This is a genomic window from Chitinophaga rhizophila, assembly GCF_019492185.1.
Lineage (GTDB): Bacteria > Bacteroidota > Bacteroidia > Chitinophagales > Chitinophagaceae > Chitinophaga > Chitinophaga rhizophila.
The window spans coordinates 237,275-259,360 of the sequence record NZ_JAICCF010000001.1 but is presented as its reverse complement, the minus strand read 5'-3'; the positions used below and the strand labels follow the sequence as shown (position 1 = coordinate 259,360).

Annotated in this window: 16 protein-coding genes; 11 read left to right on the top strand and 5 right to left on the bottom strand. The window is 46.0% G+C overall.

The window, feature by feature from the left end:
• Positions 1–11 precede the first annotated feature (11 nt).
• The 4 genes from K1Y79_RS01065 (at position 12) to K1Y79_RS01050 (ending at position 7,081) form a co-directional block, all read left to right on the top strand.
• Positions 12–791, top strand: a complete 780-nt coding sequence (locus tag K1Y79_RS01065; protein WP_220248142.1) for a ParA family protein — start codon at positions 12–14, stop codon at positions 789–791.
• Between the two features lie 28 nt (positions 792–819).
• Positions 820–2,421, top strand: coding sequence for an eCIS core domain-containing protein (locus tag K1Y79_RS01060; protein WP_220248141.1), 1,602 nt, complete (start codon positions 820–822; stop codon positions 2,419–2,421).
• A 49-nt stretch (positions 2,422–2,470) separates the two neighbouring features.
• Complete coding sequence (locus tag K1Y79_RS01055; protein ID WP_220248140.1) at positions 2,471–3,853, top strand: ATP-binding protein; 1,383 nt, start codon at positions 2,471–2,473, stop codon at positions 3,851–3,853.
• 1,677 nt (positions 3,854–5,530) lie between these two features.
• Positions 5,531–7,081 carry a M81 family metallopeptidase gene (locus K1Y79_RS01050; RefSeq protein ID WP_236059445.1) on the top strand — a complete coding sequence of 517 codons (1,551 nt, stop codon included), beginning with the start codon at positions 5,531–5,533 and terminating at the stop codon, positions 7,079–7,081.
• Positions 7,082–8,475: 1,394 nt separating this feature from the next.
• On the opposite strand, the gene K1Y79_RS01045 is transcribed toward K1Y79_RS01050, so the two are convergent.
• The gene (locus K1Y79_RS01045) at positions 8,476–8,892 is read right to left on the bottom strand and encodes a hypothetical protein (RefSeq protein ID WP_220248139.1); all 417 of its coding nucleotides are present in this window, start codon (positions 8,890–8,892) and stop codon (positions 8,476–8,478) included.
• 78 nt (positions 8,893–8,970) lie between these two features.
• Here K1Y79_RS01045 and K1Y79_RS01040 point away from each other — a divergent pair, with 78 nt between their 5' ends.
• The 3 genes from K1Y79_RS01040 (at position 8,971) to K1Y79_RS01030 (ending at position 13,623) form a co-directional block, all read left to right on the top strand.
• The gene (locus K1Y79_RS01040; RefSeq protein ID WP_220248138.1) at positions 8,971–11,634 is read left to right on the top strand and encodes a T9SS type B sorting domain-containing protein; all 2,664 of its coding nucleotides are present in this window, start codon (positions 8,971–8,973) and stop codon (positions 11,632–11,634) included.
• Between the two features lie 408 nt (positions 11,635–12,042).
• The gene (locus K1Y79_RS01035; RefSeq protein ID WP_220248137.1) at positions 12,043–12,450 is read left to right on the top strand and encodes an NUDIX hydrolase; all 408 of its coding nucleotides are present in this window, start codon (positions 12,043–12,045) and stop codon (positions 12,448–12,450) included.
• Between the two features lie 57 nt (positions 12,451–12,507).
• Positions 12,508–13,623 (top strand): metallophosphoesterase family protein, encoded by a 1,116-nt coding sequence (locus tag K1Y79_RS01030; RefSeq protein ID WP_220248136.1) that lies wholly within the window; start codon positions 12,508–12,510, stop codon positions 13,621–13,623.
• Positions 13,624–13,632: 9 nt separating this feature from the next.
• Here K1Y79_RS01030 and K1Y79_RS01025 read toward each other — a convergent pair whose 3' ends face one another.
• Positions 13,633–14,334 (bottom strand): alpha/beta fold hydrolase, encoded by a 702-nt coding sequence (locus K1Y79_RS01025; protein ID WP_220248135.1) that lies wholly within the window; start codon positions 14,332–14,334, stop codon positions 13,633–13,635.
• A gap of 151 nt (positions 14,335–14,485) precedes the next feature.
• On the opposite strand from K1Y79_RS01025, the gene K1Y79_RS01020 reads away from it, so the two are divergent.
• Together K1Y79_RS01020 and K1Y79_RS01015 are read left to right on the top strand one after the other, a co-directional pair.
• Positions 14,486–15,454, top strand: coding sequence for a YjgN family protein (locus tag K1Y79_RS01020; protein ID WP_220248134.1), 969 nt, complete (start codon positions 14,486–14,488; stop codon positions 15,452–15,454).
• Positions 15,342–16,538 carry a M48 family metallopeptidase gene (locus K1Y79_RS01015; protein WP_220248133.1) on the top strand — a complete coding sequence of 399 codons (1,197 nt, stop codon included), beginning with the start codon at positions 15,342–15,344 and terminating at the stop codon, positions 16,536–16,538. The genes K1Y79_RS01020 and K1Y79_RS01015 overlap by 113 nt, the downstream gene beginning before the upstream one ends.
• A 263-nt stretch (positions 16,539–16,801) precedes the next feature.
• Here the strand turns inward: K1Y79_RS01015 and K1Y79_RS01010 are convergent, their stop codons facing one another.
• The gene (locus K1Y79_RS01010; RefSeq protein WP_220248132.1) at positions 16,802–17,440 is read right to left on the bottom strand and encodes a hypothetical protein; all 639 of its coding nucleotides are present in this window, start codon (positions 17,438–17,440) and stop codon (positions 16,802–16,804) included.
• A 227-nt stretch (positions 17,441–17,667) separates the two neighbouring features.
• Between K1Y79_RS01010 and K1Y79_RS01005 the strand changes: the two genes are divergently transcribed.
• Complete coding sequence (locus tag K1Y79_RS01005) at positions 17,668–18,615, top strand: alpha/beta fold hydrolase (protein WP_220248131.1); 948 nt, start codon at positions 17,668–17,670, stop codon at positions 18,613–18,615.
• An 84-nt stretch (positions 18,616–18,699) separates the two neighbouring features.
• On the opposite strand, the gene K1Y79_RS01000 is transcribed toward K1Y79_RS01005, so the two are convergent.
• The gene (locus K1Y79_RS01000; protein WP_220248130.1) at positions 18,700–20,304 is read right to left on the bottom strand and encodes an alpha-N-arabinofuranosidase; all 1,605 of its coding nucleotides are present in this window, start codon (positions 20,302–20,304) and stop codon (positions 18,700–18,702) included.
• A gap of 78 nt (positions 20,305–20,382) precedes the next feature.
• Positions 20,383–21,294, bottom strand: a complete 912-nt coding sequence (locus K1Y79_RS00995; protein ID WP_220248129.1) for a ClpXP adapter SpxH family protein — start codon at positions 21,292–21,294, stop codon at positions 20,383–20,385.
• Positions 21,295–21,481: 187 nt separating this feature from the next.
• On the opposite strand from K1Y79_RS00995, the gene K1Y79_RS00990 reads away from it, so the two are divergent.
• Positions 21,482–21,808, top strand: a complete 327-nt coding sequence (locus tag K1Y79_RS00990) for a winged helix-turn-helix transcriptional regulator (RefSeq protein ID WP_220248128.1) — start codon at positions 21,482–21,484, stop codon at positions 21,806–21,808.
• The last annotated feature ends 278 nt before the right edge of the window (positions 21,809–22,086 follow it).

The following is a 22,086-nucleotide window of genomic DNA, read 5'->3' as shown; positions in this document are numbered from 1 at the left end:
AACCCCAGAAGATGATAACAATCTCCATTGCCATACAAAAAGGAGGCTCAGGAAAGACGACAACAGCTCTTAATCTTGCGGCTGCGCTGCAAAGAATGGGAAAGAACGTCTTGCTGATAGACCTCGATCCGCAGGCTAATCTTACCCAGTCTTTGGGTATTGCTGACGACTCCTCTCTAAGTATATATGAATTGCTGAAACAGGCCGCATCCGGAGAACTGACTGATGTGTCCCGGGCGATTATTGAAACAACGGTACTTCCCATTATACCTGCTAATCTCGAATTGGCAAGTGCCGAATTGGAACTTGTCAGTATGTATGGGAGGGAGCAGTTGCTCAACCAGATACTTGCACAGCTTGAAACAAGCTATGACTTTGTAATAATTGATTGTCCGCCGGCAGTTGGTATGCTGACTGTCAATGCGCTAACAGCCAGTGATTATGTGCTTATGCCTTTGCAGGCAGAATTTCTCCCGTTCAAAGGTGTGCAACGTTTTGTAAAGAATGTTCAACTCATCAAAAAGCAGTTGAATAAGAAGCTGGAAATATTAGGCATTGTACTTACAAGGTTTGATGAACATAAGAGTATGCACCGGCACATCCGTGCGCAGCTACAGGAGCTATATCCTGGTCTTGTGCTGGATATTGGCATTCGTAGTAACATCTCTCTGGCAAAAGCACAGGAACAATCGCTGGATATCTTTACTTTCGATAATACAGCCAATGGCGCGAAGGATTATCGTGCACTGGCAACTGAAATAAATGATCGGCTGATATCAGTAGCGGAATAGTACTCCCCATTTACTTAAAACGATAGAAATGAAAACGAATAGTCGTCGCTATCGGAGACACCGTAACCCCGAGAACACAGATAAACAACAGGCTCCTTTCTTCAGCCCTGTCCCCAAAGAATTACCAAGTAAACAGGATGCTTTCTTTCAACCTAAGCTGGCTATTGGTCAGCCTGGAGACGCATATGAAAGAGAAGCAGATGCCGTAGCAGACAAGGTAATCAGCAAACAGCCTGCTAGCACCGGTGCGCTACAGCGAAAGGAAATCTCTGCAATTCAGGCAATGCCGGAAAAGAAAGAAGAAGATAAGAAAGTACAGAAGAAGGACACCGGTGATAGGAAGGAAGAAGATGAGAAACCAAAAGCGGCAGAGCAGAAACAAGAAGAGAAAGCTATACAGAAGAAAGAGGATAAACTGTTAAAGGAAGGGCAACAGCCTACGGCCACTGATAAGAAAGAGGATGATAAAACTGTGCGAAAGAAAGGAAGTCAGCCGGTAAAAGAAGAAGAGAAAAAGTCCGTAGTAGCTGATAAAAAGGAAGACGACAAGGCCGTGCAAAAGAAGGAGGAACCAGAGAAAAAGCCGGCTGTGGATGAACTTATCAGAGAAGAAAAGGACGAAAAAGAGAAAGGTAATAAACCTTCTTTAATGGCGAAAGAAAGCAACTCCCGCGGAATGGAAGAAACTAGTGACCAACTGTCCAGACAATTAAAACAGGAACAAACTAACGGTATGCCCTTATCTTCTGATGTACGAAAGGAGATGAGCAGTGCGATCGGAGCAGATTTCCGCAACGTCAGGGTACATACAGGGGAGAAGGCGGCTGCTTTAAGTACAGAACTTGGTGCACAGGCCTTTACTCACGGCAACGATGTCTATTTCAATAGCGGTAAATACGACACCGAGTCTTCTGCTGGTAAACACCTGCTGGCACATGAACTGACACATGTTGTGCAGCAGGGTGCTGCTCCTGCGATGGATAGTAAGGCTCCTGCTACTGCTGCCGGACATAACACTCCCGGTCTACAAAGAGATATCTCCACTCCGTTACCGGAAGGCATAAAGCCTGATGAAGAATCGAAGGTGGCTAAGTTTCCGGTCGGGGATTTTAAAGTAGAAATCAAGCCTGACAGAAAGGCTACAAAAGAAGAGAATATTCCTGATAACCATGCAGAGACGAAAGGAAATATAGCCACCTATATTTCCTACGAAAAGAATAATAAGAATAAGATCACGAAGGTGAAGATTTCAAAGACCTTGATCATCGAGACGGTGTACGGAGCCGCCGCTACCGCTTCGGGTGACTCAGCCTATGGCCGCGGGCACATCAAGGCTGATCAGGAAAAGGGAAATAAGTCACTTGGCTTCCATGAAGGAAATCACGGCCTGGATTTTATGGAGTATATCAAGTCAAACCCATTCCCTGAGATAGAGATTAAGAAACCTGTATCAGAAGCAGAGTTCAATACACTGAAGGCGGCCTGGCAAGTGCAGTATGAAGCATATGTGGCTGATATGATTGCAACTAGCAAAAAGAATACGGATGATGTTACTGATCCTCCGGTAGTAACGCCGCCGCCAGCTGCCGCTCCTGCTCCTGCACGTGCTCCTGTGGCACCTCCAAAATAATACCACGCTGCTGATTGAATCCTTCTGAAGCAATAATCACTTCCCATACATGACGATCGATAATACAAAGAATGCACACGTCCTACAGGAATATTTAGCCTGGCTAAGGGACGAGATGAAGAAACGACTGGGCCAGTACTTCAGTCCGGACAACAACATTGTTCCTGTTATACCCAATCCTGAGGTAACGCCAGGCGACTCCTGGCAAGATGCTCCCCTTGTCAGGTTTATCCGGGACAATGAGCTGGACAAAGAAGCACAATTGCTGTTAATAATGGCATTGGCACCTCATATTAACGCTATATTCTTTGAAGATGTCATCAATGAATACCTAGTCGATAAAGGCGATTTTCCCCTTATTGGTTGTGTAAAAGGGACACAGTTCCGCGGATTGCTACCAACCGGTGATACTTTCCTTTTCCTGCTTGCTGGTACCGATCTATCGGCACGCATTGAAAAAATGCGTTACTTCAATGAGGCGCATATATTTGCCAAGCGACAGGTACTCTGGCTCGAAAAGCCGGAAGAAGGTGATCCTGCCATGAGTGGAAAGATCGTGATGTCACAGGAGTTTATTGATCTATTCCTGACCGGAGCTTATGCCAAACCAAGATTTGGTAACGACTTCCCGGCTGAAAGTATTACCACACCATTGGAATGGGCCGACCTGGTAGTTAACCAGCAAACGATGGATCAGTTGCAGGAGCTCAGGAAGTGGTTGAAACTGAAAGATAAGCTGCGCGCGACCAATAAGCGACTTAAACCTGGCTTCAGAGCGCTGTTTTATGGTCCGCCGGGAACTGGTAAAACCCTCTCTGCCTGCCTGCTCGGCAAACGTGATCCTGCGGAAGATCCAAATGGTACACAAGACGACCTTGATGTATACCGTATAGACCTGTCGCTGGTTGTCTCCAAGTTTATAGGTGAAACGGAAAAGAATTTGTCAAACCTCTTTGACAAAGCAGAACATAAGAACTGGATACTCTTCTTCGACGAGGCGGACGCGCTCTTTGGAAAGCGTACCAATATACGCGACGCACATGACAAATATGCCAATCAGGAGATTGCTTACCTGTTGCAGCGCATAGAGAATTACAACGGATTAGTTATACTGGCGTCGAATTTTAAGAATAATATTGACCCTGCCTTCGCTCGCCGCTTCCAATCCATTATCCAGTTCCCAATGCCCAATCAGGCGGAACGATTGCAACTCTGGAAGATGATTTTACCCGACCAAATGATGGAAAGGCCTGGCATACTTGAGAAACTAGCCGCTACGCATGAGATATCAGGCGCTTCAATCATCAATGTGGCACAGTACTGCTTTCTGAAAAATATGCAGCCCGATGGGGAGATACGGGCAGTGTCTGCTGTAGATCTGGAGGAGGGAATGGTGAGAGAATTTAATAAGGAAGGCAAAATATACAAATGACATTTCGTACCGCATTGGTACTATTAAAGAAATAGAATTGAGCTTCAAACAAGGAAGATAAGGGGGGATTTGTTTAAGGTCAAGGCTGTGATGAATTTGTATTGGTTTATTAAGCATAATTGACTTCATTACCAATGTACTGCCTTTCGCTTAAGGAAGGTATTTGTTTGTTGACCAAAGTATTTTACACCGCTGCTGAGTTACTTGTGTGACTTGCTAGTCAAGGTAAATTACCTTATTAATAGTAAGCTCTCCGTTATGAAAATTACCTGCTAGTTTTCGCACAACAATATTTTACGCCGCCGCCGAGATGTATGTGGATCATATCATTCAATGTGGAGAATCGTATTGGCATCTTACTCTCTGTTGCGGACACCGCCTACTAGTTTTCGCACAACAATATTTTACGCCGCCGCCGAGATATATGTGGATCATATCATTCAATGTGGAGAATCGTATTAGCATCTTACTCTCTGTTGCGGAAACCGCCTGCTGGTTTTCGCACAACAATATTGTACACCGCTGCTGAGATGTTTGTGTATGATAGCATTTCAGGTTAAGAATCACGTTGGCATCTTACTACCTGTGGCGGGAAACATAAACTAATTTTGTGACGGAAGCAGGGTACACCGATGCTGAGATGTTCATGTATGGATTTAATCTAACCAGACGTTCCGGTGAGCAACATGCCGCCTGTTGCCGAAAATAGCCGTACCTATTCTAATAGCAATCTCCTGCACGAACGCTGAATTATATAATTTTAGTAGTGCATGATACATACGCTTTCTTTCACAATTTACACTGTGTTCCATACAATTACTTAACGCCTCCCGGAGATAACATAAGAGGTGTCCGAGTATACAACTCATTTGCAGGGTACCGATACTGGCAATGTAATCTTCGTGTCGATATATAACAGTTATGAGCGGTACCTTAAAAGTAATACGGTATTACCCGTGTAAGGTGTATGCTGAATTAGCGTCTTACTCTCCGTTTCGGACACCGCCTACTAGTTTTCGCACAACAATATTGTACGCCGCTGCTGCAATGTTTGTGTATGATAGTATTTCAGGTGAAGAATTAAGTTGGCATCTTGCTACCTGGGGCGGGAAACATATACTGATGCTGTGACGGAAGCATGGTACACCGATGCCGAGATGTTTATACATAGATTCCATCTAGCTAGGAATTGCGTTGAGCAACATACCATCTGTTGCCGAAAATAGCCGTATCTACTCTAGTAGCAATCTCCTGCACGAACGCTGAACGATATATTTTTAGTAGTGCTTGATATATACACTTCCTTTTACAATTAACGCTGTGTTACATACAATGACTTAGCGCCTCCCGGTGATAACATAAAAGACCCCCGAGTATACAATTCATTTGCGGGATACCGGCACTGGCAATATAATCTTCGTGCCGATATATAACGGTTGTGAGTAGTACTTTTAAAATAATAGGATATTACCCATGGAAGGTATATGCTAAATGACAGATTGTTTATTGCGATATGCGGGCAGCCTACCTATATCTGCCAGTCCATGTGCCAAGCAGAGAATGGCTAGCGTTTCATGCAGGCTCCAGGTAAACATGTTCCCGGTATTATGAACTGCGCTAGTTTTTGGCTAATTTGACTACTTTAATGCAAGTCACATTGTTAGCTAAAATCTATATATGAGAAGTTTATTGTCGATATTGATATTATGTGTTATGTTGGTCTGGGGGAATGTACAAGCACAAAGGACAGTTCTTCCCCGTATCGCTATTTGCGGACTTGGTATAGAGTCCAGCACCTTTTCTCCTGCGCTCACCACCGAAGAGGCTTTTCATGCCCGTTACGGTCAGGACGTTTTCAAGCCATATCCCTTTTTTGGGGTGGATTCACCTGTCAGAAGCAGGGCAACCTGGTTCCCGGCGCTGGTCGGAAAGTCCTTACCAGGAGGCGCGGTAACCCGGGAAGCATACGAATCACTGGTGAATAAAACCCTGGACTCCCTTCGCCGCCACCTTCCTTACGATGGGTTATTCCTTGATCTTCATGGGGCCATGAGCGTGGTAGGATTGGATGATCCGGAGGGAGACTTTATTACCCGGATCAGGAAGGTGATCGGTAATAAGACAATTATTTCTACATCTATGGATCTGCATGGTAATGTATCCCGCAGACTGGCCGAAAATGTAGACCTTATCACCTGTTATAGAATGGCTCCTCATGAAGATGCCATGGAAACAAAACAACGCGCTGTCGTGAACCTCCTCCAACGCTTAGAGAGCGGCAAAGGAAAGCCTGCTTATAAAGCCTGGATTCCTATCCCGGTACTGCTGCCTGGAGAGAAGACCAGCACCCGCATAGAACCGGCTAAAACGGTCTATAAAGCGGTAGCACCGGCTGCTGCACAACCTGGCATTGTGGACGCTGCCATCTGGGTAGGATATGCCTGGGCGGACGAACCCCGCAATCATGCGGTGGTAATGGTAACCGGCGATGATAAGCAGAAAGTAGTAACCACCGCCGAAAAACTTGCCCGAAGTTTCTGGGAGGTACGGAAAGATTACGCTTTCGTGGCCCCTACCGACGATCTGAAAGGTAGCCTGGATAAAGCTATTGCCAGTAATAAACATCCGTTTTTTATCAGCGATTCAGGAGATAATCCTACCGCAGGAGGTGCCGGAGACGTTACGTGGACGCTGACAGAAATCCTGGCACGTAAAGAGTTCCAGTCTGCCGACGGCCCCTCTCTCATCTATGCGTCGATTCCTGGTCCTGAATTGGTTGAGCAAGCGATTGCTGCCGGTGTAGGCGGTCATGTTGATGGTTATGCGGGTGCAAAAGTTGATGCGCGCTATGCCCCTCCGGTACGATTAAACGGTACTGTCACAGCTATCGAAAAAGGTGACCGCGATGCGGTGGTTGAAGTTGTGGTAAAAGTCGGCAGTGTGCACGTCATTGTTACCCAAAAGCGTAAGCCTTATCATAAAGAGGGTGACTTTACCAGGTTGGGACTTAATCCGCGTAAATCAGATATCGTTGTTGTAAAGATTGGCTACCTGGAACCGGAACTATATGCTATGCGGGCGGACTGGATACTGGCATTGACGCCTGGCGGAGTAGACCAAAACCTGGAACGGCTGCCTTATAAACGGATTAAACGTCCTATGTTTCCCCTGGATAAAGAAATGCCAACCCCTGATTTGTCAGCACAACTGATTAAGGTTACTCGATAACTGTTAAGAGTCATTAATTTATAGATAACAAAGATTATGCGGCGAAGGCAGGCTAGGTACGTGCAGTTGTCAAGTATCGACTTGTCTTCGCCACTTTACTACTCATAACGGTTATTCCCGCTATCCTGTTTACTATTTGACCTTTTTTTGAGGCCATCAGGTGTTTGCTATCAAAGCATTAAAGCTATGAAGCTTTATTACCCACACCGCCTGTTCCCGCAATCCGGTTTTATCGTTTACACTTTTTTTAGATTATTTGGCCTTGGTTGCTAACGAATTGTAGCTTTGCTGTGTTACTACACACAATGGCGGCTTCTGCTATTTTGCTTTATCGTTTGCCCTATTTTGAGATCATTATGGCTTTGGTGCTTTCCTACATTCATTGACGGTTTCTGCTATTCAGTTCGACCATTTACTCTATTTTTAGATCATTTAGCCTTGGTTGCTAACGAATTGTAGCTTTGCTGTGTTATTACATACCATGGCGGTTTCTGCTATTTTGCTTTATCGTTTGCCCTATTTTGAGATCATTATGGCTTTGGTGCTTTACTACACTCATTGACGGTTTCTGCTATTCAGTTCGACCATTTACTCTATTTTTAGATCATTTGGTCTTGGTTGCTAACGAATTGTAGCTTTGGCGAGTTACTACATACAATGGCGGCTTCTGCTATTTTGCTTTATCGTTTGCCCTATTTTGAGATCATTATGGCTTTGGTGCTTTACTACATTCATTGACGGTTTCTGCTATTCAGTTCGATCATTTACTCTATTTTGAGATCATTTGACCTTGGTTGTTAACGAATTGTAGCTTTGCTGTGTTACTATATACAATGGCGGCTACTGCTATTTGGTTTTATCATTTAGCCTATTTTCAGATCATTTGGCCTCGGTTGCTAACGAATTGTAACTTTGGTGGGTTACTACATACAATGGCGGCTTCTGCTATTTTGCTTTATCGTTTGCCCTATTTTTAGATCATTTGGCCTCGGTTGCTAACGAATTGTAGCTTTGCTGTGTTACTACATACCATGGCGGTTTCTGCTATTTTGCTTTATCGCTTGCCCTATTTTCAGATCATTTGGCCTCGGTTGCTAACGAATTGTAACTTTGGTGGGTTACTACATACAATAGCGGTTTCTGCTATTTAGTTCTATCGTTTGCCCTATTTTGAGATCATTAGGTATTCATCGCTAATGCGTTGCAGTCTCAATGCGCTGCTGCACACATCACCTGCTGCTGCTATCCTGTATATCTACTGATACTATTTTCACATCATCACGTCTTCGTCGCTAGTTCGTCGCTTCTTCGCCGCTAGTTCGTCCTTTGTTCGTCCGGAGTATAGGGTGAAAATATGCCAATAAAACGTCAGTCGGTAGTATGTCGTGTATGGTTTAACGAAGACCCTCCAGCAAAAACTGTAGCCGGTTCCGCTGGCCGCCCCGTTTAAGAGACACAATTTTTAACTCGTTCTCCCTTTTAGACAGATAAGCCAGAAGAAAATCCAGTTTGGCGGTCAGCCGGCCTAAAGGTTCATAGTTGCCCGCGTCCATCAGCATATCAGCTTCTTCAAACAACAAATCTGTAACGGTGTCCAATGTCTGAAGACCAATCTCCTTCTCTTTAATATAGGCTTCCAGGTCATTGACAGTCAACTGATCAAATTGTTCCTTGGACTTAAACTTAGTTGCCGTAAATACTGTCCGGATGCTCTCAAGTGCCTTAAAAGGCTCAGTTTTTTTCATACTGATGACCGCCCGTAACGCCCGACCCAGTTCTTCAATCATTTCCAGTATGTAGTCCTTTTGCATAGATATCGTGGTTTAGAAACGACTATTTTATTTAACTTCACCCATCATTCATTAAGATAACCACGCACAAAATCTACCATGAGATCCCGCGTTCTGCCTATGTTGGTATCGTTTACCCTGCTCTGTTGTCGTATAACCGCCCAAACCGCGAGTTTTACGACGCCAGATACTGTGTGCGTAAATCAGACGTTCAAAATACAAAATAATTCTACCGGGGGCTCCACTTATTTCTGGAATTTCTGTTCGGGCAGTCTGTTCAGTACTCCGGCTGTCACTAACCTGACTAACATCGGTGGTGCGTTGCGTACACCTACTTTCCTCGCCATGGCTAAAGATGGCGCTAATTATTACGCATTTATTACCAATAATATAGGAGAGCTGGTCAGATATAGTTTCGGTACCAGTTACCTCAATACACCCATCGTTGATAACCTGGGTAGCATGGGCGGATTGATCCCCAATCATACGGAAGGAGTGCAGGTAGTACAGGATTTCAACGGATGGCATGTCATAATAGTTGGGGGAACCAGCGAGATAGCGCCACGCATTGTACGCATCAGTTTCGGAAACAGTCTGGCGAACGCACCGCCTGTCTCGGTGAACTGGGGCAATCTTGGTAACATGGACTATCCGCATGATCTGTATATCACCCAGGAAGGCGGTAACTGGTATGGCTTTACTGTCAATCTACTTAGCAATAGCATCACCCGCTTTAATTTCGGTAATTCTGTGTCTAATACCCCTACAGCCGTGAACCTTGGAAATGTGGGCGACCTCAGTCATCCAACGGGTATCTTTGCCACCCAGGAAAACGGTAATTGGTACGTGTTTGTAACGAATGAAACATCTAATAGCATATCCCGGCTGGATTTTGGAAATTCTCTGACAAATACGCCTACAGGTGTAAATCTAGGCGGTGGCGGTGGCGTCATCAGTAAGCCCAGAGACCTTTCTATCATCAGAGATTGTGGTAAGATCTTTGGCCTCGTGGTAAGCGCTGGTGCATCTGACCTGATCCGGATTGATTTCTCCGGAGGGATCACCAGCAATTTCACTTCAACGCAGATTAACTCGGGCGGCGGCTTTAGCTTTCCCCACTCTATTTCAACCATCTTCAGGGAAGGAAACGACCTGTATGCTTTTATTACAAATGCTACCGGACACAGGCTGTCACGGTTTGTTTTCAATAGTTGTAATTCTTCAAGTATTGCCTCCTCCTCGCTACGCAATCCGCCGGATATTTCTTACGGTCAGCCAGGTATTTATAATATCAACCTGCTCATGAACGAGTCTTCGGCTACGCAAACCACCTACTGCAAAACAGTGGTGGTACTGAATCCTCCTACGGTCAATCTGGGGCCCGACAGGACCCTTTGTGAAGGAACTTCCGCTGAACTGGATGCAGGTCCTGGTTTCAGTAGTTATCTGTGGAATACAGGGGCCCGCACGCGCACCATCTCGGCTAATGCGCCCGGCAACTACCAGGTGACTGTCAGCAATGGAGGTTGTACGGCGACTGACAATGTAAACGTAGCGGTATCGCAGGTACTGAACATGACAGTCAGTATTACTGATATTACCTGTAATACTCCGCAGGGCCGGGTACAGGTAAATATTACCGGAGGCACACCTCCTTATACCTATCACATCGGAGGGACCAGTAACGGTAACAACAACGTATTTGACAACCTGATGGCAGGAATGTATACAATCAGGGTGGAAGATAATTCGGGTTGCTCCGTATCAAGGATTGCAGAGGTGAAAAGAGATGCGACTAAGATGCTGGCAGCTACGGCTGCTGCAGTACCACCCAGTTGCGGAGGAATTGCCGACGGCACTATCAATGTTACCGTTACGGAAGGTGTTGCACCCCTTCAATATGCCCTGAATGGCCGTAACTATCAGGCAAGTCCTTCTTTTAATAACCTGGCTGCTGGCGATTATATTGTAAGTGTCAGGAACGCTTCCTGTAAAATAGATATACCCGTTACCATTACAACTCCTCCTGTGTTAACATTGGCTTATACGAAGGCGGACGAACACTGTAGTGCGTCAGACGGCCAGATTGCCGCAACTGTCAGTGGGGGTATACCTCCATACAGATACGCCTGGAACGGCATTCCCGGCGATCAGGATACCAGCAATTTAGTAGCGGGTACCTATCAACTGGTCGTGACAGATCAGCGTAATTGTCGAGCGGAAGAAGTGATTATGCTGGATAATCTGACGCTACCGCCGGTATATATCACTAATAATGACACTTCCATTAATATCGGACAGTCGGTCCAGTTGCATGCGCTGAATGCAGTTGATTATACCTGGTCTCCTGTATCAGGACTTAGTTGCACAGATTGTGCAAATCCTATCGCTATTCCGCAGGAAACCACGACCTATACGGTTACAACTGTAACAGGTAAAAATTGTCTGAAGACAGACTATGTGACCATCAATGTAACTTTCAACAATTCTGTGTATGTACCTACCGCCTTTACGCCGAACGGCGACGGCGTGAATGATCTCTTTGTTGTTAAATCCCGTGGCGTAGCTACTTACAATGTGCGTATATTCAATCGCTGGGGACAACAGATGTTTACCTCTAATAGTACGTTGACTCATTGGGATGGTCGTTATGCAAACGTATTGCAACCCTCCGGTACTTATGTTTATATTGTTAATTACAGCTTCTTCGGACAGGAAGATAAAGTGCTGACACTAAAGGGTGCGCTTACATTGATACGTTAATGTTGTGAGCATCACCGTATCCATAGTTCCATATTAAAAGCTTCAGGTATGATCTTACTGTGTACGACCTGGCATATACATCCACGAATGTGTAGCGATCCTTGCTGATGATTACTTTGTGATACTTTACCAGCGTATTGCTTCAATAAGGAATGATGCGGTGTGTTGATGCTGAACTATCAGTGGAAATGCTCCTGTTCCCTGGCTCAGGTAGTCAATAATCTGCTGATATCTCTATTTGCAGTCATAAATCTTATCTGCTATAAAAAAAATGTACGCTATCTTGGGCGCCATACATTTCCGTTGACAATAAGTACACAGTGAGAGGTTGGTAAATGGTATCAACAATAGCTGAAATGATTTTCAGGCGGACGAGCAATTTGATACAGGTATTAATTATAGCAAACAATGACGGCATTAAAAACGGTTGGACTTCTTATCGTAAGAGACAAAAAATTGTTATTGGCATATAGCAGGAATAAACAATGTTTTTATCTGCCCGGCGGAAAGGTAGATGAGGGAGAAACAGAGAAGGAAGCATTGTGCCGGGAGATAGCAGAAGAATTAAATGTGGAGGTAACAGCTGACGAATTGGAATACTACACACATATTTCTGCGCCCGCATTTGGTGAACAGCAAGGTGTCATCATGGAACAGGATTGTTACTGGCTGCACCGGGATGTAACACCCCGGCCAGCGGCAGAAATAGGGGCTATTCATTTTTTTTCTTCGGATGATTATTCCCGCCAGGAAGCGCAGGCACCGGGAGTTATCGCAATATTAAATCAGTTGAAGGCCGATGGATTTGTAGACTAGAGACTACCTACCAGTTGAATTTGGTTATATCTTTATCCCGGACCAGAGAAAATTGTCATGAGATATAACACACCTGTGCTAAAGAAAGACCAACCGGATGATTCTTATAAATTCCGTGAATTACCGAAACCCAGCGGCAGCTATCCTTACCGTTTATCACTGAAAGACGTACTGCCGGACCTGCGTGACGACAGTATGGTATTTCATCTGGTGGGGGATACGGGCAGTATGCGTAGTCCGGATTTCCAGCGGGAGGTAGTAGGGCAGATGGTGGAGCAGTTTCAGCTGGCAGCGCCTGATGAGCGGCCGCAGTTCCTCTATCACCTGGGAGATGTGGTATATAACCATGGAGAGGCGTCGCAGTACCAGCGGCAATTTTTCGGACCCTACCAACAGTATCCAGGGCCTGTCTTTGCCATCGCAGGCAATCACGATAGCGATGTAAATCCGGATTCACCGGTAGCCTATAATACCCTGGAACCGTTTATGGCAGTATTCTGCGATACTACACGTCAGGCGGTACCATTCAGCGGTGGTGCTGAGCGCAAAAGTATGATTCAGCCGAATGTTTACTGGACATTGAAGGCACCGCTTGCCAACATCATCGGGATGCATAGTAACGTGCCGAAATTTGGCGTTGTTACCGAGGAACAGCGGGAGTGGCTGAAAGGAGAGTTAATAGCTGCGGATAGTGAGCGGCCTGATAAAGCGCTGATTATCTGTATACATCATGCACCGTATTCAGCCGATATCAATCATGGTTCCAGTTTGCCGATGATCACACTATTGGAGGCCGTTTTCGAGGAAACAGGTATCCGTCCGGATATCGTTTTCAGCGGCCACGTGCATAACTATCAGCGGCTGAGCAGGAAATATCCGGACGGCAAATCAGTCTGTTTTATTGTTGCCGGCGGTGGCGGCTATGACGAGTTACATCCGATCGCTTCTTTGGAGGATAGCAGGTTCACCAATGACTATCCACTGTTCCCGTTTGTGAGTCTGGATAGCTATTGCGACGATAAACACGGTTTCCTGAAAGTAGCAATACAGAAAACAAGCGAGGGGCTGACATTAACAGGCAGGTATTATGCGGTACCGCATAGTCCGCAGCCGGATGCGCCCATTGATGCGAAGCTGGAAGACACATTTGTCTTACAATTCGGCAAGTCCTGATTACGGTGTTCAGGCAGTTACGCTGACAACTACGGGGGCCAGGAAGAAAGATAATAACAAAGCATCTACCTGTTCAATCGGATGCGGGGTACCTGGCAGAATAGCCAGCCTTGCATCCGGTAAGCCTTTATAGGCAGCAATTGTCTCCTCAAATGAGACCATTTTATCGCGGTCGCCCAGCATAATGAGTACCGGTGTTTCAATCTCTTTGTAATGCGCCGGTTTAAGGGGATTATCCTGACCCATGGACTGGAGCATGCCGGCAGTTTGCTGCAGGATGGTTTTCCAGTCATTAGGTGCATGCAGGCGGGAAAGGTTTTCGGCGAAGGCCGGAACTTTCTGCAAAATGGTGTCTGCGTCCAGCATCTTGACCTCCCTGGTAGCTGTTATCTCATCCCAATGAAACTTTGTACCGAGGGTAATGACCCGGCCTATCAGTTTTGGATATTGCCGGGCAAGATAGAGCGCAACATAGCCACCCATACTGTAGCCAAAAATGGTTAGTTCCTGCAACTGGTGCCTGCGAATGTATTCCAGTGTCGCCTCGGCGAATACCGCGATGGAAAATGGCTGATGGGAGAAGGGGGTACCACCATGGCCAGGAAAATCAAAAAGATGTACATCATAGTGTGAAGTCAGTTGTGCAGCAAGTGGTTGTAACTGACGGGATGCGCCAATGGCACCATGGAGTAGTAACAAGGATGGTTTCATTGTATGAATATACTTGTTTTCGGCCTAACTCCTTCATTCACAATGGTAAAGTATTTTGATGACTGGAAGTAAATGCAGTTGTTATAAAATGATAAAAAATTAATATATTTGTCCTTATTCTTTAACCTATACCCTTTAATCCCTACGACACATGCAACAACAGCACAGCCCTTCGGGCTTTGTAAGTCATCGTCCGGCACTAACTTATAACGGCGATGGCGGTACTTATTTCGGCATTTTACTGGTAAACGCGCTCCTGACCACTGTAACACTTGGATTTTATTATCCATGGGCAAAGGCTAAGAAGCTGCAGTACGTTTATTCTTCCACAGAACTGGATGGCTCCCGTTTTGCATGGCATGGTACGGGGAATGAAATGTTCAAAGGCTTTCTGAAAACGCTGGCCGTATTAGCAGCATTCTTCGGTGCACGTTACCTGCTTGACAAAATAGGACTTGGTATTATTACCCCGTTCCTGACACTTGCCGTTGTAGCGCTGGTGGTGCCATTCGCTATTCATAGCTCTAACCGTTACCATTGGTCCAGAACATCCTGGAGAGGTATCCGCTTTGGTTACCGTGGCGACAGGAAAGAGTTGTCCGGAATCTTCCTGGGTAGCTTTGCGCTGACAGTGGTTACCCTGGGTATCTACAGCTCCTGGATGGCAATCAACATGCGTAACTATGTACTGAGCAAGATCCGTTTCGGTAGTGGTGAATTTAAATATGAAGGCCGTGGTGGGGAGTATTTCGCCCTGAACCTGAAAGGTTTTATATTGACTTTCCTGACGCTGGGTATCTACTCTTTCTGGTGGCAGGCTGACCAGTACCGTTACCTGGTTGACAATCTGTCTCTGGAGCATGAAGGTAAATCCTTCCGTTTACGTTCTACAGCAGAAGGAACTGAGTTTGCCGGACTGCTGATCGTAAATGCTATTCTCCTGGTGTTTACCTTGGGTCTTGCTTTTGCATGGGTTGAAACACGTACAATGTCATTCCTGATGTCTCATGTTGAGATTGAAGGCGATATTGAACTGTCTCAGCTGGCTCAGACAGAAGAAGAATACAGAGATGCAATGGGCGAAGATATGGCTGATCTGCTGGACATCAACGTTATCTAATCTGACTATGTTTAAAGGAACATTTTATAACCATCAGGTAGCAGCTGCTCACAAGGTCATGGTGCGGATCTTTGATGAAAGTCTGCAGTTTGACAAAGTGCAGGACGGTATGCCCTCGCACAGGTATCACTGGTTATTCACAGAGATTAACATCGAAGTGAATAACAGTCGTTTCATGCGTATTGTTAATAATACGGAAGACGGTGGTTCACTGGAAATCACTGACCCTGAGTTTATAAAAATGTTCCTTGGTCAATACAAACGCACGCGGAGTATCGGTCTTCACGGACTGATACTCCATAGTGGCGTCCAGTTGGGTATTGCTGCGATGGTCATTATCATCGGTCTGGCCTTGCTGGCGCATTTTATTGTCCTGCCTTGGTGTGCAGACAAAGTGGTTGATCGATTGCCCCGTTCTTTTGACAAAGAACTTGGAATGACCGCCATGCGGAGTATGAATGAAGATAAAGATACCGTTGCCAGTGAACTGCTGACAAAGTTTGCTGCGCAGATGCAGTGGGATTCACCGGATTCGTTGACCTTTACAGTGGTGCCGGGCGATATAGAAAACGCCTATGCGCTTCCCGGAGGATACATCTTTGTATATACAGGTTTGCTGGAAAAGCTTCAGCAAAAGGAGGAACTGGCAGCATTGCTGTCTCACGAAGTAGCCCACGTCACCTGCCGTCACTCAGTACGTGGCGTATGCCGGGATATGAGTTCTGCTGTTGTGTTAAGTCTTATACTTACCAATAGCGGCAGCCTTACCAGCGCATTAGTTACGAACGCAAATGCCCTGTATGGTCTGACATATTCCCGTAAATATGAAGAACAGGCGGATATTGTAGGAATGCAGACGATGCGTCGTAACCATATCGATCAGCAAGGTATGCTGCAACTGATGGAGATACTGCAGAAGCTTAGTAAGGATACAAGGGTGCCTGAATTTATCAGTACCCATCCACTTACCAAAAACAGGATCAACTATGTCAGGAATGACATAAAGGAGCATCCAGGTAAGGTGAATGAACATGCGCAGATGGAAAGCCTCTTCCATCAGCTGAAGGCACTATCAAAAAAATAACACCCTATTTATATTTGTTAACCAATGACGTTTGACATGCAAAAAGATCATGTCGAAAGTGGGGGATGCCGCTAATAATCACCAACACAAAATAAAACTGGCAAGCCTCAACATAAAAGTTTGTAAACGTTGTATAGGCCAGCAATTAATGATGCGCAGTCGCCGGCACCGTGTATGAACAGCCCGGATAGTCTATCCAGCTGTCGCGTCGGATGGGTTGCCTGATTAGTGTAGTTGTGGCGGTCCAAGGTTGTCTTCTACGCTTACCAGCTGATATAAAAGATACTTTTTCCTTCCTCAAAATTATCAATAAAGTGCTGCTGGAAGTTCTCAACGCACCGGCGGTAGGCTTCAGGATCATTACCGTCCAGATAAGGTAATACCTCGGCTACTTCTTCTTTTTTGAAAAGCATAGCATTATTGATGAAGTCCTCGTAGAAGAGTAGCTTGACGCCTTTACGCTGATACCCGGCGGTAGTATGGAAAATAACCTGATAGGTTTTATAGCTGGTGGTGTAACTTCTTTCAGTTACCTGCAGATGCTTAAATTTTTCATTGGTAGGTTTATACAATAACTCACGGTCAAAAGAGAGGCAGTCAGCAGCATCCAGCTGATATTGTTGTTCTATATTACGAATATCCGTGGCAATATTTTCTGGGTTGTTGACCAATAATTGCTCGCTTGTTCCGGTTTTCCCATAGCGGCTGTATAAGCGCAGGTCCTGCTCATTTGCAAAGATTAGTATCCTGAAATGGGTATCAGGCACGGTGTTATCAGTGATCAGATGCCTGTTAGGTTCAAGTATCCCGGGAAAACTGGTAAGGCTTTCTACCGTATAATAGTCGCCGTCTGAGGCCTCCTGCTTGTTGGTAAGTTTGAAATGATACATATCAAGTCCCATCGTTACATCATGTTATTAGTTGGTTGTCATTGAATAGGGATAGTATACAGGTGACCATACCGGCGTGTGTATCGTTGCGCAAAGATATCCAATAAACTTTTCCCTTCCTAAATGTCCACTTAGTAATTCGTTTCGTCCACCTGCCGTACTTCTCCATTGCCGGTCTTGCCACCTGCGGGTACTTTTGAATTGTCAATCATACAAACGAATACTTAAAACACACGAACATGACAAGTAAAATACGAATGGCCTCCATGACAATGCTGGCATTACTTACGATGCTTACACTCGGTTTTGCCGCATGCAGTAAAAAAGAAGACCCTGGAAAAGATCCAGCTATAGTAGATGATCATCAGCATGCTACAACGCAGTTTGTGGTAGCGGGGGATACAAAATATGCGTATCGGGTATTGGGCAGTCAGCCAGGTATACCGGTCGTGATGCTTTCTCCGCTGGGAAGCGCTATGGACGACTGGGACCCCGCAGTAACAGATGGTTTTTCCCGCAAATACAAGGTGATCCTTTTTGATAACCAGGGGGTAGGTGCGTCTACGGGGAAAACGCCTGCGACTATTGCGGATATGGCAAAAGGCGCTATTACCTTTATTAAAGCCCTGGGGTATGAGAGGGTCAACCTGGTAGGATTTTCTATGGGATCTTTCATTGCACAGCAGATCGCGCTCACAGCGCCTGAACTGATCAATAAGATGGTGCTTACCGGCGTTGGACCAAAGGGAAGTGAAGGATTATCACGCTTGCCCGATATCATTGCAGGTGGGCAGGGACTGGACCCGGAAGCGCAGTTTTTATACTTCGGATTCACCGCTTCGGATGAGAGTAGAAGCGCAGGTAAAGCAGCCTTTCAACGAATATTGCTTCGTCAGCAGGATAGGGATCTTCCGCTGAGCAATGAGAGTAGTGTAGCACAGCTTACGGCAGTATTGGCGTGGGCACAGCCTTCTCCCGATGCGCTGAAAGAACTTGCGGCAGTGAAAGTACCTGTTCTGTTGATTCAGGGAAAGGAAGATAAGCCAGTACCCGTTATCAATGCAATTAACATGTCGGAATATTTGCCCAATGCACGGCTGATGGTGTATACTGATGCGGGACATGCAGCCCTCTTCCAGCTGGCAGACAAGTTTGTAAAAGACGGCATTGATTTTCTGAGTGAATAGCGCAGGTACAGGCCGGAAAAGCATGGCCGGAGTCAAGAGCAAGAAGGTCGCTGTATACAGCGGCCTTCTCCAGTATGGTAATGACTATTTGCCGATATACCGGTATTTGATGGCGGTAATGGAATGCGCCGGAAATGTGTAGTCATTTAAGGCACCAGACAGCTTTTTCTCTGTGGAGGTCACCACATTCTTATCGGGATGGGACAAGGTATTCATTGCATCAATAGCTGTAGCATTGAGCTCAAATACGGCCACCGGTTTATACTTTTTAGCGTCTATACTTCGTAGGTCTGTTTTTACTGCCAGTGCAGGATGCCGGTTCACGCCAAATACCACCAGGCTACCATCACTGTCATGCCTGGTCACTGCAATGTCCAGTGCCTTGGCATCTTTCGACCCAGGTACCTGCAGGTTGGGGGTGTTGACCGCTGTTTTCAAACTGACATTGCCTGCATGCTGCCGGTAGAACTGCATAGGGTAGTAGATGGTCTGACAGATGGAAGCCGTTTTGCTGGTCATAATCGGAGCCAGTACGTTGACGGTCTGTGCCCAGGTAGCCATACCGACTACAGCGGACTGCCTGATCATAATGTTATAAAACGTGGCGGTACCCAGCGCATGGTCCCATGTATAATATTCTTCCAGTTCGTAAGCGCCGCTGCCTCCAGGCTCCCATATGCCTAATTCGTCAATAGAGATTTTTACAGCATTGTTTCTGGGCGGAAAGCGGAACCATTTGCTGAAGTCTGTCACCTTTTCCTGCGTGTGAGTCTGTATTTTACCTTTCAGTGTAAGTATCAGTTGTTCCATACTATCTACCTGTGGGAAGAGGGAAGCGGGCTTTTGTTTGTCAGAGCTGACATAGTGGTGCATGGATATATAATCGCATACAGGGCCCATTTCTTTTAGCACATAGTCGTTCCAGGCATCATCTGCGCCGCACAAGATGAGCTTTGCTTCTCTGTCCTGCAACTTAATTGCCTTGGTATACAACCAGGCTTCCTTTACAAACTCTTTTACATCCTGCAGACGGCCTATATCAGGGCCGGCAGCCTCCTCATTCCCTATTCCCCAATACTTGACCTTAAAAGGGTCGGCATGCCCGTTTTTCCGCCTTAAATTGGCATAATAGGTATCCTGGGTGCCATTACAGTACTCTACCCAGTTGCCTGCTTCTTCAGCGGTGCCACTTCCCATATTGACTGCGAAATAAGCATCCGCTTTCAGGAGGCGTGCGTAGGCGATAGCTTCGTCGGTACCGAAGTGGTTATCTTCCACGCCTCCCCATATCAGGTTAGGACGGCTGCGACGTTCGTGGCGTGGGCCGATACCATCCATCCAATGATAGATCTTCGTAAAGGTACCACCGGGATATCGAAGTATGCTAGGCTGCAGGCCTTGTACTTTTTGCAGCACATCCTGTCTGATGCCGGCAGTATCTGATAACGGAGATCCTTCATCGAATATACCGCCGTTAATGGCCCTGCCCAGGTGTTCTATAAATTGGCCATAAATGCCATCGTCAACTGTTCCTTCCGGATGCTCGAAGTCAATTTCAATACTGGCATCCAGCGGTGGCTGGCCGGTAAGAGAGCGGACAGCGGCATATGCGCTGCCTTTTGCCACGAGCCCTAATCCGCTCATGCCTATAAGTCCGATAAAATGTCGTCTTGTTACCTGCGCATTCATGTAATGGGAGTTCTTAATTGTTCACTGATAAACAACAAGATGGTGAAATTTTCGCACATTACATAACAGGGCCGGTGGTCAGCTTTTGCATATCCATAACGGACCATTCTTACTACTGAACTTTTCAAGATGCTGCTGTTGGCATAATTGCTCCAGGATGATTTCACTCTGCTGCATACTATTACCACTCAGTTCTGCAAATTCCCGGGTGGTCAGTGTACGGAACTGAAGGAATAGTGCTTGCCAGCCGGAATCGATCTGTTTCTTAACGGCGTCGGGTAATAATTTCCGGATGCTGGTTTCAAATACTGCATAAGGTTTGGACCCATACACCATGTCGCGGTTGCCCTTATTATCAGTAACAAACATGGTTGGGAATCCTCTTACTCCGTATTGGCGGCTGATAGCCAGATCTTCCTGAAACCGGGTAACCGCTATTGTTTCGTAGTCTGTTTTCAGGCGATTGGTATCCAGTCCGGTAGCGGCGGCGGCATGGCGCAGGTGCTCCCACCGGGTAATATTCTTCTTTTCCAGGAACACCATTTCCCGGATCTTTCTCAGGAAGCGTACAGCCAGCTGTTCATCCTGTATCTGGGCGGCCTTGAAAGCAATAGAAGGGGGATAGGAAGAAGAAAGCGGGTCTTCCAGCCATACATCGCCATCTATAGGCATCTGGTAGTGGTGGCTTACCTCATCCCAGTGATGGGCCACATCTGAAGGTTTGCTGATACCACCGCTATTGTAACTCCAGTCAGGCAGCAGCCCGCCCATTCTATATTCAATCTCTATGTATTGGCCGTATTCCATTTTCAGCTTCCGTAGCTGAGGCTCTATGCCCCAGCAACTGGAACAGATAGGATCGGTGAAGTATATGATCTTAAGTGGTTTGTTTTCGATAACCGTCGTTGCGAAGGTCGCTTCACTATTACTACCTGGCATTTCACATATGCCGTTCTCCGGATCGCATAAGAGCGGATTCATTGTTTTCATTTGCTGATTTTGAGCTTGACACGTAATTGTAAACAAGGCATATACGGCAGTAAGTACCCACATGAGCCGGTGATAGGAACTTCCAATTATCTCTTTCCGGTGAGTAAGTATCTGACCACTGAGCATTGTCAATATTTTAATGCAAATTTGCTGTGAGGAATTTGCCTGAACAATAAGTCAGAAAAACATGACCACTAACAAGGATATAAAATGTCAGCCGGAATGTGATGCTGAGAAACTGCTAAAGTTACTCTCAGGGAAGTGGAAGCCGCAGATATTCCGTCTGGCGGTAGAAGGCCCATTGCGCTTCAGCAACCTGTTGCGGCAGATACCAGGCGCTAACAAACAGTCGCTTTCGGTAGCGTTGAATGAGCTGGTAGAGGAACTGATGCTGGAGAAGTTAGTGATTCGCCAGAAGCCGTTGCATATTGAGTACCTGCTGACAGACAAGGGGCGCTCTCTGCTGGGCGTATTCCGGGAACTGGAAGCACTATCCGACAATAAGAACCCTTGATTGGCCATAGTGGCTTATTGAGGATACGAGCTGGCTGCTGAAGCGGTGATTTTCTCAGGCAGCTGCCATACTTCGATTTTATGATATAAAAAAGGGCATATCAAAGAGATATACCCTTTTTTATTTCCCGGACATATGTATTTTTAGCGCTGATATCCCTGCCTTTTCCGACAATGCCGGTAACCGACAGGGATGCCAGACTTTAATAAACCGTACAAAACTGGGTTACAGATAAAAGCGCCATATCGCATTGATTGCAATGTAGTTAGTTGATGATC

Bases quoted from the DNA above. Each gene is read 5' to 3' on its own strand.
- K1Y79_RS01065 (WP_220248142.1), top strand. From the start codon at position 12: ATGATAACAATCTCCATTGCCATACAAAAAGGAGGCTCAGGAAAGACG.
- K1Y79_RS01060 (WP_220248141.1), top strand. From the start codon at position 820: ATGAAAACGAATAGTCGTCGCTATCGGAGACACCGTAACCCCGAGAAC.
- K1Y79_RS01055 (WP_220248140.1), top strand. From the start codon at position 2,471: ATGACGATCGATAATACAAAGAATGCACACGTCCTACAGGAATATTTA.
- K1Y79_RS01050 (WP_236059445.1), top strand. From the start codon at position 5,531: ATGAGAAGTTTATTGTCGATATTGATATTATGTGTTATGTTGGTCTGG.
- K1Y79_RS01045 (WP_220248139.1), bottom strand. From the start codon at position 8,892: ATGCAAAAGGACTACATACTGGAAATGATTGAAGAACTGGGTCGGGCG.
- K1Y79_RS01040 (WP_220248138.1), top strand. From the start codon at position 8,971: ATGAGATCCCGCGTTCTGCCTATGTTGGTATCGTTTACCCTGCTCTGT.
- K1Y79_RS01035 (WP_220248137.1), top strand. From the start codon at position 12,043: ATGACGGCATTAAAAACGGTTGGACTTCTTATCGTAAGAGACAAAAAA.
- K1Y79_RS01030 (WP_220248136.1), top strand. From the start codon at position 12,508: ATGAGATATAACACACCTGTGCTAAAGAAAGACCAACCGGATGATTCT.
- K1Y79_RS01025 (WP_220248135.1), bottom strand. From the start codon at position 14,334: ATGAAACCATCCTTGTTACTACTCCATGGTGCCATTGGCGCATCCCGT.
- K1Y79_RS01020 (WP_220248134.1), top strand. From the start codon at position 14,486: ATGCAACAACAGCACAGCCCTTCGGGCTTTGTAAGTCATCGTCCGGCA.
- K1Y79_RS01015 (WP_220248133.1), top strand. From the start codon at position 15,342: ATGTTGAGATTGAAGGCGATATTGAACTGTCTCAGCTGGCTCAGACAG.
- K1Y79_RS01010 (WP_220248132.1), bottom strand. From the start codon at position 17,440: ATGGGACTTGATATGTATCATTTCAAACTTACCAACAAGCAGGAGGCC.
- K1Y79_RS01005 (WP_220248131.1), top strand. From the start codon at position 17,668: ATGACAAGTAAAATACGAATGGCCTCCATGACAATGCTGGCATTACTT.
- K1Y79_RS01000 (WP_220248130.1), bottom strand. From the start codon at position 20,304: ATGAATGCGCAGGTAACAAGACGACATTTTATCGGACTTATAGGCATG.
- K1Y79_RS00995 (WP_220248129.1), bottom strand. From the start codon at position 21,294: ATGAAAACAATGAATCCGCTCTTATGCGATCCGGAGAACGGCATATGT.
- K1Y79_RS00990 (WP_220248128.1), top strand. From the start codon at position 21,482: ATGACCACTAACAAGGATATAAAATGTCAGCCGGAATGTGATGCTGAG.